Origin of the sequence: Paeniglutamicibacter sulfureus (assembly GCF_039535115.1) — a bacterium.
Lineage (GTDB): Bacteria > Actinomycetota > Actinomycetes > Actinomycetales > Micrococcaceae > Paeniglutamicibacter > Paeniglutamicibacter sulfureus.
Map to the genome: position 1 here is coordinate 95738 of NZ_BAAAWO010000001.1, position 12153 is coordinate 107890.

12 protein-coding genes are annotated in these 12153 nt (G+C 66.5%); 10 read left to right on the forward strand and 2 right to left on the reverse strand.

Annotated features, from left to right (window positions below; genetic code table 11):
- The first annotated feature begins 105 nt into the window (after positions 1-105).
- The 3 genes from ABD687_RS00420 (at position 106) to ABD687_RS00430 (ending at position 2072) form a co-directional block, all read left to right on the forward strand.
- Positions 106-594, forward strand: coding sequence for a GNAT family N-acetyltransferase (locus ABD687_RS00420; RefSeq protein WP_310288216.1), 489 nt, complete (start codon positions 106-108; stop codon positions 592-594).
- 252 nt (positions 595-846) lie between these two features.
- On the forward strand, positions 847-1257 hold the full coding sequence (locus tag ABD687_RS00425; RefSeq protein ID WP_310288213.1) for a VOC family protein: 411 nt from the start codon (positions 847-849) through the stop codon (positions 1255-1257).
- A gap of 194 nt (positions 1258-1451) precedes the next feature.
- The gene (locus tag ABD687_RS00430; RefSeq protein WP_310288210.1) at positions 1452-2072 is read left to right on the forward strand and encodes a dihydrofolate reductase family protein; all 621 of its coding nucleotides are present in this window, start codon (positions 1452-1454) and stop codon (positions 2070-2072) included.
- A gap of 231 nt (positions 2073-2303) precedes the next feature.
- On the opposite strand, the gene ABD687_RS00435 is transcribed toward ABD687_RS00430, so the two are convergent.
- Complete coding sequence (locus ABD687_RS00435) at positions 2304-2669, reverse strand: hypothetical protein (protein ID WP_264270715.1); 366 nt, start codon at positions 2667-2669, stop codon at positions 2304-2306.
- Positions 2670-2893: 224 nt separating this feature from the next.
- On the opposite strand from ABD687_RS00435, the gene ABD687_RS00440 reads away from it, so the two are divergent.
- The 6 genes from ABD687_RS00440 (at position 2894) to ABD687_RS00465 (ending at position 10079) form a co-directional block, all read left to right on the forward strand.
- Positions 2894-4531: an ABC transporter substrate-binding protein gene (locus ABD687_RS00440; protein ID WP_310288208.1), complete on the forward strand. Its 1638-nt coding sequence runs from the start codon at positions 2894-2896 to the stop codon at positions 4529-4531.
- 131 nt (positions 4532-4662) lie between these two features.
- Complete coding sequence (locus tag ABD687_RS00445) at positions 4663-5748, forward strand: ABC transporter permease (RefSeq protein ID WP_377700361.1); 1086 nt, start codon at positions 4663-4665, stop codon at positions 5746-5748.
- Positions 5749-5750: 2 nt separating this feature from the next.
- The gene (locus ABD687_RS00450) at positions 5751-6725 is read left to right on the forward strand and encodes an ABC transporter permease (RefSeq protein ID WP_264270712.1); all 975 of its coding nucleotides are present in this window, start codon (positions 5751-5753) and stop codon (positions 6723-6725) included.
- The gene (locus ABD687_RS00455; protein ID WP_310288203.1) at positions 6722-8404 is read left to right on the forward strand and encodes an ABC transporter ATP-binding protein; all 1683 of its coding nucleotides are present in this window, start codon (positions 6722-6724) and stop codon (positions 8402-8404) included. Before ABD687_RS00450 ends, ABD687_RS00455 begins: the two co-directional genes overlap by 4 nt.
- A 205-nt stretch (positions 8405-8609) precedes the next feature.
- Positions 8610-9002 (forward strand): chorismate mutase, encoded by a 393-nt coding sequence (locus tag ABD687_RS00460; RefSeq protein ID WP_310288200.1) that lies wholly within the window; start codon positions 8610-8612, stop codon positions 9000-9002.
- Between the two features lie 21 nt (positions 9003-9023).
- Positions 9024-10079, forward strand: coding sequence for a uroporphyrinogen decarboxylase/cobalamine-independent methonine synthase family protein (locus ABD687_RS00465; protein WP_310288197.1), 1056 nt, complete (start codon positions 9024-9026; stop codon positions 10077-10079).
- Here ABD687_RS00465 and ABD687_RS00470 read toward each other — a convergent pair.
- Entirely contained in the window at positions 10076-11248 is a 1173-nt protein-coding gene (locus ABD687_RS00470; protein WP_310288195.1) for a glycerophosphoryl diester phosphodiesterase membrane domain-containing protein, read from the reverse strand. The two genes, ABD687_RS00465 and ABD687_RS00470, sit on opposite strands and share 4 nt — an antisense overlap.
- 219 nt (positions 11249-11467) lie before the next feature.
- On the opposite strand from ABD687_RS00470, the gene mtrA reads away from it, so the two are divergent.
- Positions 11468-12145 (forward strand): MtrAB system response regulator MtrA, encoded by a 678-nt coding sequence (gene mtrA, locus ABD687_RS00475; RefSeq protein WP_264270707.1) that lies wholly within the window; start codon positions 11468-11470, stop codon positions 12143-12145.
- Positions 12146-12153 lie beyond the last annotated feature (8 nt).

Below are 12153 nucleotides of genomic sequence, written 5' to 3' on the forward strand. Positions count from 1 at the left end.
GACCAACAGCCAAGTTACAGGATGCCGGAGCCCGCCAGGCGATTCAGCACCATCCCGGGCCCTTGATAGGTTGGCCAAGTCCCCGCCAACTGCGAAAGAGACTCAATGCAGCAACCTCCGCCCATTACCCTGCAGCCATTTCAAGAGTCCGATGCGGCATTTTTCGCGGGCATGGCCTCCGACGAGCGGGTGACTCGCTTCGTTGGGGACGGACGGCCATGGGATCAGCAAACCATCAATGACCGTGTTCGCGCAGCCCTTCAGGAGGACGCTCTCGATCTCGCGGGAGCATCGCGCTGGTTCCTGGCCAAGGAGGCAGACGAACCTGTCGGCATCGTGGTTTCCACTCGGAAGGACGAGGGCATTGAGATCGGATACTGGGTGTCACCCGAGCACTGGGGTCGCGGCATTGCCGGGGCCATGGTCGATGGCGCGCTGACCACGATTCCCGAGGTGTACAAATCCCGGGAACTCTTTGCCCGCGTGGACCCAGCCAACACCGTTTCCGCCAAGCTGCTCACCCGACGCGGCTTCCAACTTGAGGTCAACCAATGTGGGCTTGACCGCTACACCCTCGTACCGGTCAATTCGTAGACAGCCAGGCCGGCGGAACTACTGCCAGGTTCCATGCTTCCGCACCGCAAACCGTCCGATAGGGGTCCCCAAACCGTGACCACCTGTGACCCGTGGAACGAAAGCGGATAACTGTCGACCCGGTTCGCGGTGGTCCGATGCCACGAGTCATGAACGGGGTGGTGAGCCTGCGATGCCGCGGGTGAATCGTTCACGTGATGCATGCAGGACGCTCTTGATCCGAAGTGAAATCGTGAATTGGTGGACCTGTCCATGGCCCACGTCCTGGTCTACTGTGATCCCATGTCCAGTCGTATAGCTGCCGTTGCCATCGATGCGATCAGGCCACGGGTAGTGGCCGATTTCTGGTGCGCCGTCTTGGACTGGCACATTGTCGAAGAGGACAACGACGGAATCAGCATCGCGCCAAAAGACGAAACCTGGCCTTCCATCGATGTTTTTGCGGTGCCCGAGGGAAAGACCGTGAAGAACCGGCTGCATTTCGACCTGCGGGCGGATGGTGTGTCCACGGCCGAGGAGCTCGAGCGCCTGCTCGCCCTTGGCGCGAAGCGGACGGACGTGGGCCAGGGGACGGAAGTCAGCTGGGTCGTCTTGGGCGATCCCGAGGGAAATGAGTTCTGCCTGCTGTCGCGGTCCGTGCAGGAGGTCAAGAACCAACACTGAGACACACCCTGCCCTGAAGGGCGGATCATTTGTCCGCAGCAACTCATTGGCCTTGGGCCATGTGAATGGAAAAGTCGCAGCACCCCCGAAGAAGACCAGTAGGGCCTGGCTTTTGTCGATTCGAGGCCCCGGTCGGACACTGGCTGCAGGGGAGGTCCGGTGGACACCATGCGACTGATCAGGGGAACGGCATCATGGGCGAGCTACACGTCAATATGAACATCACGCTTGACGGCGTGATCCAGGCCAATGGCGGCCCAAACGAACAAGACGGGGACTTCGAGTACGCCGGATGGGAACGTCCATTCTGGGATCAGGAGTCATCCGACAAGCTGATAGAGGACGTGCAGGCATCCGACGCGCTGCTGCTGGGCCGGACAACCTACGACATCTTCCGCGGCTACTGGCCGAGCGCGACCGACGAGATCGGAAGCGTCTTCAACCGCGTGCCCAAGTACGTTGCATCACGCGGCAAACCGGAATTGACCTGGGCCACCAGCACTCAGGTCGCCGATGCCGCACAGGAGGTTCGCGACCTGCGGCAAAGGCACCGGCAGATCCACACCTGGGGAAGCGCGAACCTCCTGCAGACCCTGTTTCGCGAAGGCCTGGTTGACCGGGTGAACCTGTGGGTCTGCCCGGTGGTGATCGGGGAGGGAAAGCGGCTCTTTCCGGCAGGCACGGCACCGACCCGCTTCGAAGTGGTCGAGCCTCCGAGGTCCTTCAAAAGCGGTGTGATGCTGGTCCGCTACCGGCGGCTCGAGGGACCTCCGGAAACGGTAAACGCCGCCAAGGCCATCGACAGCGAGCAATAACCCAGCGTTGTTCCCATCCGGTCTCGACCGATTGTTTCGGTTGCCCCTTCGGACCGGCAGCCGTTGGGCCAGAGGCCCTGCGCACTTGTTCCCGGTTCCCACGGCTCGGGGGAGCACACTCGACGGCACGTTCTCACACTCCGGGTGGCGCATCCCACACGCAAACGTCCCGTCTTCCGTCCCCGCGGGAAGCGGGAAGGTAGACGGGACGTTTGAATGCCAAAGGTGCGGCTAGGCCTTGGCCTCGTCGACGATTCCGTACATGCGCGGGGTGATGTCCGGGTATTCCAGGCGCGTCTTGCCAGCTTCGAGCCGCGGGAGCTGGGCCGGGCCGTGCTCGGCGCAGTGCACGAAATCGAATTCCGGCCACCACTTCTTGGGTCGCTCGGTCTCGGCGAAACCGCAAACGGCGCAGGTCAGGTGAACCCACACGGGGCGCTTGCCGGTGCGGTTGGCGCGCGACTGGATGAGCCAAGCCGGGGGATTGGCGTTCATTTCGGCGAATGCGGCCTCGCTCAGGCGCGGCGGGATGCCGTGGCGCTTGGCCATTTCCATGGGGATATCCAACGCAATCGCAGCGTCTCTTCGTGTCATCATCGTGCTTAACCCTAGGCCACTTCGCCGGGACCCGGGTACGGACAAGGTTGCGGCAGGGCCGGATGAACGTGCCCAGGGGACCAACGCGGACCGCCTGGTTACATTTTCATTTCGATACGACTGAGGGCGACAGTTGATGGCGTTTAGTGACGATGATCACCTAGGCTGTATGAAGCATGTGTTTTCTATCACCTCGCATGCTCGCTGACAGAAAAGGAATGCTCATGGCCCGCAAGAAAAACGGACTGCGACTCGCCGCAGCCGTTATCGGCATCTCCGCCCTGGCCCTGACCGGTTGCACCGGTCCGGCCGAAACACCCAGCACCGGCACCGGCGGCGAAACCGCCCCTGCCAGCGGCCCAATCACCGTGGGAACCACGGACAAGGTCACCTCGCTCGACCCGGCAGGCTCGTACGACAACGGTTCGTTCATGGTCATGAACCAGGTCTTCCCGTTCCTGCTCAACTCGGTGCCCGGCTCGGCGGACCCGGTGAACGACATTGCCGAATCGGCCGAGTTCACCACGCCAACCGAGTACACCGTGAAGCTCAAAGCCGACCTGAAGTGGGCCAACGGCACTGCCCTCGATTCGAAGGACGTCAAGCACTCCTTTGACCGCCAGCTGAAGATCGCCGATCCCAACGGACCGTCTTCGCTGCTTGGCAACTTGGACAGCGTCGCGGCACCGGATGCCACCACCGTCGTGTTCACGCTCAAGAGCGGTAACGACCAGACCTTCCCGCAGGTGCTCACCAGCCCCGTCGGCCCCATCGTCGACGACGAGGCCTTCCCCGCCGACAAGGTCGCCTCCGACGAGGACATTGTCGCCGCGAAGTCCTTCGCCGGTCCGTACACGATCGAAAGCTACGCCAAGAACTCGCTGGTTTCCTTCAAACCCTATGAAGGCTACAACGGCCTGCTGGAAGCCCCGGCGAACAGCGCTGCCAACATCAAGTACTACGCGGACTCCAACAACCTGAAGCTCGACGTGCAGCAGGGCAACATCGACGTCGCCTGGCGCGCACTTTCGCCCACCGACGTGGAGGACCTGGGCAAGGACTCCAAGGTCAAGGTCCTCACCGGCCCGGGCGGCGAGCTGCGCTACATCGTGTTCAACTTCGACATCATGCCGTTCGGTGCCAAGACCGACGACGCCGATCCGGCCAAGGCACTGGCCGTTCGCCAGGCGGCGGCCAACCTGGTTGACCGCGAGGCGATTGCCACCGGTGTCTACAAGGGCACCTACCTGCCGGCATACTCCTTCGTGCCGCAGGGCTTCACCGGGGCCATCGAACCGCTCAAGGACATGTACGGGGAAGACGGGAAGCCGTCGCTGGACAAGGCCAAGGCGGTCCTCGAGGCGGCAGGGGTCACTACACCGGTCGACCTCAAGCTCCAGTACAACCCCGACCACTACGGCCCCAGCTCGGGCGATGAGTATGCCCTGGTCAAGAGCCAGCTGGAAAAGGGCGGCCTGTTCAAGGTCGACCTGCAGTCCACCGAATGGGTGACTTACCAGAAGTCGCGCGTCACCGACTACCCGTCCTACCAGCTCGGTTGGTACCCGGACTACTCAGATGCCGACAACTACCTGAGCCCGTTCTTCGCCAAGAACAACTTCCTGGGAAACGCCTATGACAACAAGGAAGTGGACACGCTGATCAGCGAACAGCGTGTGGAAACCGATGCTGCCAAGCGCACCGCCTTGATCGAGGAAATCCAGACCAAGGTCGCCGGCGACCTTTCCACCATTCCGCTATTGCAGGGTGCCCAGGTTGCCGTCGCGGGAGCCAACGTCTCGGGAGTCGAGAAGACCCTCGACCCGTCGTTCAAGTTCCGCATGGGTGTCATCTCCAAGTAGCCACCCACCCCGGCGGGTTCCGCCGACACCCCGGCCCCGGTTCCCCTTCGATGGAGGGGAGCCGGGGCGGGCCATGTCAGGCCCGCCTCCCACAGCCCCAACCTAGCTAGGACGCACCATCCATGGCCATCATGACCGACCTCGCCGAAGCCGAGTCGCCACCACCGACACCGGCAGCAACGGCAACCAAGGCAGGGGGCAGCTTTGTACGTTACCTCGTCACACGCTTCCTGCTGATTTTCCCCACCATCTTCATCCTGGTGACACTCGTGTTCTTCCTGATGCGCGTCACCGGAGACCCGATCACCGCCGCCCTCGGCGGTCGCCTGACCCCCGACCAGCTGGCCGAGCGCATCGCCGCCGCGGGCTATGACCGCCCGGTCCTCATCCAGTACTTCGAGTACCTCGGACAGGTGTTCACCGGCAACTTCGGCCGGACCCTCACCGACAACCGCGCGGTGACCGAGGTGCTGGCCACCTATGGCGCCGCGACCGCCGAGCTGGCCTTCAACTCGCTGGTCGTCGCCCTGCTGATCGGCATTCCCTTCGGCCTGCTCTCGGCCAAACTGCGCGACCGCTGGCCCGACGCGATCCTGCGCGTCTTCGCGATCCTTTGCTACGCCACCCCGGTGTTCTTTGCCGGGCTGCTGCTCAAGCTCATCTTCGGCGTCTGGCTGGGCTGGCTGCCCATTGCCGGCCGGGCCGGGATCAACGCCGAACTTGCCCTGACATCGCTGCAGAACCCCAGCGGCATCTTCCTGCTTGACGCGCTGCGCTCCGGGAACATGGCCGCGGCATCCGACGTCATCGAGCACGCGATCCTGCCGGCGGTCGCCCTGGGACTGCTCACCGCCGGGGTGTTCCTGCGCCTGGTGCGCACCAACGTCATCGGCACCCTGGGCCGCGACTACGTGGAGGCCGGCCGCTCGCGCGGGGTCTCCGAATACCGACTGCTCACCAAGCACGCCTACCGCCCCGCGTTGATCCCGATCATCACGGTCATGGGCCTGCAGATCGCGCTGCTGCTCGGCGGCGCGGTGCTCACCGAGACCACCTTCGAGTGGAAGGGCCTGGGCTTCCAGCTGGCCGAGTACCTCACGGCCCGGGACTTCGTGGCCGTGCAGGGCATCGTGGTCCTGCTGGCGGTCATCGTCGCGCTCACCAACTTCATCGTGGACATCATCGCCGCGCTCATCGACCCCCGAGTGAGGTTCTAGCCATGGCCACCACAACCCCCACGGCCCTCGGGGCCAGGAAGCCGCTGTGGACGCGGCTGCCGATCATCTCCCACTACCGGATGAGCGCCGGGCTGCAGCGCGGCATGCTCGTGGCCGGCCTGGTCCTGACCGCACTCTTCCTGCTGGCGGCGATCTTCGCCCCGCTGCTGGCGCCCTACGGCTACGCCCAGGCCTCCGATGCCGAGGGAAACTTCCCCACGCAGGCCGCCCCCGGCGGCAGGTTCCTCTGGGGCACCACGGTGGGCGGGTTCGACGTCTTCTCCCGCACCCTCTGGGGCGCCCAGACGGCGGTCGCGGTGATCGTGGTCGCCGTGGTCTTCTCCATCTTCCTCGGCGTGATCCTGGGACTGCTCTCCGGGTACATCGGCGGCTGGCTGGACCGGGTGCTGGTGGTGCTGGCCGACGCCATCTATGCCTTCCCCTCGCTGCTGCTGGCCATCGTGATGTCCATTGTGATTTCCCGGGGCCAGTCGAGTCTGTGGGGCGGGATCATGGCCGCGGCGATATCCATCACCGTGGTCTTCATCCCGCAGTACTTCCGCGTCATCCGTGCCGAAACCGTGCGGCTGAAGGCAGAGCCCTTCGTCGAATCCGCCAAGGTCGTCGGTGCCTCCAACGTGCGCATCATGGCCAAGCACATCTTCCGCAACGCCACCCGCACGCTGCCGCTGATCTTCACGCTCAACGCCTCCGAGGCGCTGCTGACCCTGGCGGGCCTGGGCTTCCTGGGCTTTGGCATCGAACCGACCAAGGCCGCCGAGTGGGGCTTTGACCTGAACCGTGCACTCTCGGATGCCACCAGCGGCATCTGGTGGACCGGAGTCTTCCCGGGCGCCGCCATCGTGCTCACGGTGCTCGGGCTGACCCTGGTGGGCGAATCGATGAACGACCTGGCGGACCCGCGCCTGCGGATGCGCCGAAAAGCAAAGCGTCGCGGCGGAAAGGCCACAGCATGAATGCGCACCGAAAGGACGTGATTGGCCGTGCCGACGGCACGGTCCTGGAAATCAGGGATCTCGAGGTCACCTTCACCACCGACGCCGGGGAGGTCCCGGCTGTGCGCGGGGTCGGCTTCGAGGTCGCGGCCGGCGAGGTCGTGGCGGTGGTCGGCGAATCCGGCTCCGGCAAGTCGGTGACGGCCCGCACCATCCTGGGGCTGCTCGCCGAGACGGCGGTGGCCCGAGGGGCCGTGGTGCTCAAGGGCAACAACATGCTCACCCTGGGTGCCCGCGAATTGCGCGCGGTGCGCGGGGACGAGGTCTCCATGGTGTTCCAGGAACCCTCCACGGCGCTGAACCCGGTGTACACCGTGGGCTGGCAAATCGCCGAGGGCATCCGCGCCCACGGCAAGGTCGGACGCAAGGAGGCCAAAGCCCGCGCCATCGAGGTGCTGCGCAAGGTCGGCATCCCGGAGCCGGAGAAGCGGGTCAACTACTACCCGCACCAGTTCTCCGGCGGGCAGAAGCAGCGCGTCATCATCGCCGCGGCCCTGGCCCTGAACCCGGCGCTGATCGTCGCGGACGAACCGACCACGGCGCTGGATGTCACGGTGCAGGCCGAGATCCTGGAGCTGCTGCGCGAGGTGCGCGACGACTTCAACACCGGGATCGTGCTGATCACCCACAACATGGGGGTGGTGGCCGACCTGGCAGACCGGGTGGTGGTGATGTACCAGGGCAAGATCGTCGAGAGTGCGCCGAGCGCCGAGCTCTTCGCCGCGCCCCGGGAGGAATACACCAAGGCGCTGCTGGCGGCGGTGCCGCACCTGGGCAGGAACTCGGCATCGGCCGGGATGACCTCCCGCTCCGGCCAGGACAAGGAGGTGCTGGTTCAGGCCACCAACCTTTCCATCGTCTATCCCGGGCGCCTGGGAACGCCCTCGTTCACGGCCGTTGACGACGTTTCCCTGCAGATCTGCGCGGGGGAGGTCTACGGGCTGGTTGGCGAGTCCGGCTCCGGGAAGACCACCATCGGCCGGGCCATCGCCGGGCTGAACAAGGTCAGTTCCGGTTCGCTGAAGGTCTTCGGCTACGAGATGCTCGACTTCAAGGAGCGCACCTTCAAGAAGCTGCGCCAGGACATCGGGTTTGTGTTCCAGGACCCGGCGGCCAGCTTCAACCCGCAGCTGAGCATCGGCGAATGCGTGGCCGAACCGCTCCTGGTGCACAAGGCTCTCGATGCCCGGGCCGCCCGCAAGCGGGTCGACGAGCTGCTCGAGGCGGTGCAGCTGCCGGCCGCGTTCGCCGCACGCTTCCCGCACGAACTCTCCGGCGGACAGCGCCAGCGTGCCTCGCTGGCGCGGGCGCTGGCCCTTGACCCGAAGCTGCTGGTAGCCGACGAGCCGACCAGTGCGCTGGATGTCTCGGTGCAGGCCAAGGTGCTGGAATTGTTCAAGGAGCTGCAGGCCGAGCTGGGCTTCGCGGCCCTGTTCATCTCCCACGACCTGGCGGTGGTCGACATGCTCTCGACCTGGGTGGGGGTGCTGTACCGCGGAAAGCTCGTGGAGGAAGGCATCGGGAACCAGGTCATGGGCGACCCGCAGCATCCCTACACCCGCAGGCTCATTGCCTCGCTGCCGGTGCCGGACCCCGTGGAGCAGGCGGTGCGACGCGAGGCGTTCCTCAACGCCGTCTGAGGATCGGCGCGTCTGGCGCGCCGGAGGGGGGAGCGCGGTCCACCGAGGTGGATCGCGCTCCCCCCTCCGTCCGTCGCCGCCAGGCAATCATCGGCCGCCGTGGGGAGCGGCGCGGGGGCACCGCCCCTGTCAGCCCATGGCTGATTGGCTCCCGGGCCGCGCGTCACGGTTGGGCGCAATGAAGAGGCAACCCTAGACTTGAACCATGAGCCAACAGAAGAACCCGCAGGCCGCGGACGACGCGGAATCCGGCGCCTACGACCCCACTGCCAGCTCCCTGGCCGACACCGTCCCGGATGAGGTCATGGCGGAGTTGCTGTCGATCCGCAGCAGCATCGACAACTTCGACGCCACGCTGGTCTACCTGCTGGCCGAACGCTTTAAAGCCACCCAGCGCGTGGGCCACCTCAAGGCCGTGCACGCGCTGCCGCCGAGTGACCCGGGACGGGAAAAAGCACAGATCGAGCGCCTGCGCAGCCTTGCCCACGAGGCGCACCTGGACCCGGAATTCGCCGAGAAGTTCATGAACTTCATCATTTCCGAGGTCATCAGGCACCACAACAACATTTCCGCCACACACGCCGAGTCCGGAAACTAGCCGATGCCCCCGATGGACCCCATGCACGAGGAACTTTCCACCGAACCGGCAGAACGCCAGGTGCAGGCCAGCGCGCACGGACCCATGCCCGGAACCGACCCGCTGGAAGCGGTGCTGATGGTCCGCGGCGAGATCGGGGAACCGAACCTGCCGCACCTGCAGCAGCTCCCTGCCCGCGGCGTCGGCTCTGACAACATCGGCCGCGGCGCGCAATTGCTCGAGGACCTCGCGGTGGACCTGCAGCCCTACGGCTGGCGCCTGGCCGATGCCCCCGGGATTGACGCCAGGCGCGCCGCCTCGGCGCTGCGAACTGACCTGAACGTTCTGTCGGATGCCATCGGCGCCGAGGAAAAACCCGGCACCGAGCTGAAGATCCAGTTCCCCGGCCCCGCCACGTTGGCCGCGAACCTGTACCTGCGACACGGCGAACGTGCCGTGTCCGACCACGGGGCGCGCCGCGACCTGGCCCAGTCCCTGGCGCTGGGAGCGGTCCGCCACCTGCAGATCCTGTCCCGCACCACCGGCGCGCAACAGGTCACGGTGTACATCGATGAGCCCGACGCCGGCGCGGTGCTCAACGGGACGCTGCCCACCGCCAGCGGCTACCGCACGCTGCGCTCGGTTCCGGCCAGCGAGATCCGCGGCTGGTGGAGTGAACTCACCGACGGGCTGCACCAGGCGGGAGCCGCCGCCGTGGTCATCGGCGCCGATGCCGAGCCCGGCACCTGGACGACGCTGGCCACCACAGCGCTGGAGTCCGGCGCCGACGGGCTGGGTGCCAACGCGGCATCGCTCACCGTCCCGGGTTGGGAGCTGCTGGCGGCAGCTGTGGAATCCGGTAGCAGGCTCTGGCTGGGGTGCCTGGAGCCGGGGTCCCAACCGCCCGGCGTCGTGGATGCCGTCAACGCGATCCGGCGCCCTTGGCGTCAGCTCGGCCTGCCGGACTCGGCCTTGGGCGCACTGGTGCTGAGCCCCACCGCGGGACTGGCCGATCTCTCCCCGTCCGGGGCCACCGCCGTGCTGGGGCACCTGGCCGGCTATGCGGAAGCGCTGAACCAGGTCCGCGTCGACGCCTAGCCTCGGGGTTCAGCCGCGCCCCGGGCGCCGTAGCCGGGAATGGGATGGTTCCGGGGATCCTGCGCCTCGGCCGCCAGCACCAAGTCCAGGCGTTCGCGGCGGATCCGCAGGTCCACCTGCAGCATGGTGAGCATGAGCTGGGTCAGCACCATGCCCACCGCCCCGACCAGGGCATTGACAACGATGGCCATGGACAGCACCGCATCGGTCGTGGCAGCGGAGCCAAATAGCTGGCCGCCGACCACGGCCGCAAGCTGCGAGAGCACTCCGCCAAGGATGCCGAGCACCACCGCCACCACCAGCAGGATCCCCATGATCCGCCACCAAGACCCGTGGGTCAGCGACCACGAGGACCGCACGGCCCGACGGATCCCCGGCGGCCGGGTCACCAGCAGCGTGGGCACCAGGCAGATCCGGATGGCGATCCAGAGGGCCAACGGCGCCAGCACCAGGAGCATGCCCAGCAGTCCGAGCGCCGCCACCGCAAGGCCAACCGAGCGGGCCAGCAGCAGCGCAACCGCCACCGGAACCGCGACGACGACCATGGCCGCGGCACCGAGCAGCACATGCCACCCGGCGATGCGCAGCATCCCGCCGCGTGCCAGGGCCAGCCCCTGCCCCCATCCGGTGGGCATCCCCAGCACCGCGCGCATTCCCGCGACGGCGGCCGGTCCCACGACCAGCACATTGGCCAGCAATTGCAGCGTCAGCACGGCAACCGCGGTGCCCGCGTAGACCGGCCAGGGGTGCGGAAAGGCCTCGGCCCAGGACACGGAGCCGGCAGTATCCGGGTCCAGGGTGCGCTCGAGGACGGCCAGCGGGACATCGAGCCGCTGCACCAGCAACAACGCGACCAGCGCGGGCAACAGCTGGGCGAGCACTGCATTGGCCACGGTGGCCAGCGGGGCGCGGCGGACCACCGCGAAGGTGGCATCCAGCAGGTCGGCGAAGCCCAGGGGCCGCAATTCCACCACACCTGGCCTGGGTGCCGGCCACTGGCCGGAGGGTCCGGCCGGACCATGCGGCTGCCGGGCAGGCCGTTGGTCCCGGCCAGCCGGCCCGCCATCGCCCGCCGGCTCGTTCCATCCGGGAGGGGGCTGGCCCCAGCCGCCCTCGGAGCCCGCGGGGTCGCCGGGACCGGGCACCGGTGAATCGCCGTCTGTATTCATCGCTTCCCGCTCTCATCGCGTTCCCGCATGTGGTGCAAGGATTCGGAACCAGGCGCCGGACCCTTGGGTTTGCTCCAGTCTAGCGCCGGGTCCGGGAGGGTGAATGGTGAGGTGGATTGCCGTTTCCGCGCCGATTTGCCCGGCATGCTCATGTAGTCTTGAGGTATCCGGGCGCATGCTTTTCGCGGCGTCCAGCGCAAGGCTACGGAAGGGCAGATTATGAAGGCACGCATCCTGGTTGTCGACGACGACGAGGCGCTGGCCGAAATGATCGGCATCGTGTTGCAGAACGACGGTTTCGAGGCCGTGTTCTGCTACGACGGTGCCAAGGCATTGGGTGTTTTCCGCGAGGTCAAGCCCGATCTGGTGCTGCTTGACCTGATGCTTCCCGGGTTGGACGGCATCGAGGTCTGCAAGCTGATCCGCGCCGAGGACGACGTGCCCATCGTGATGCTGACCGCCAAGTCGGACACGGCCGACGTGGTCCGCGGCCTGGAATCCGGTGCCGACGACTACGTCCCCAAGCCCTTCAAGCCGGCCGAACTCGTCGCCCGCGTGCGCGCACGGCTGCGCCCCGGCGAACAACATGCCCCCGAGACCCTGAAGATCGGCGACCTGAGCATCGACGTCGCCGGACACCGCGTCACCCGCGCGGGGGATCCCATCGGCCTGACACCGCTGGAGTTCGACCTGCTGGTCGCCCTGGCCCGCAAGCCGTGGCAGGTGTTCACCCGCGAGCAGCTGCTTGAACAGGTATGGGGCTACCGCCACGCCGCGGACACCCGCCTGGTCAACGTGCATGTGCAGCGCCTGCGCTCGAAGGTCGAGCTCGACCCCGAAAACCCGGGCGTCGTGCTGACCGTTCGCGGCGTGGGATACAAGGCGGGACAGGCCTGAGCCAGGAG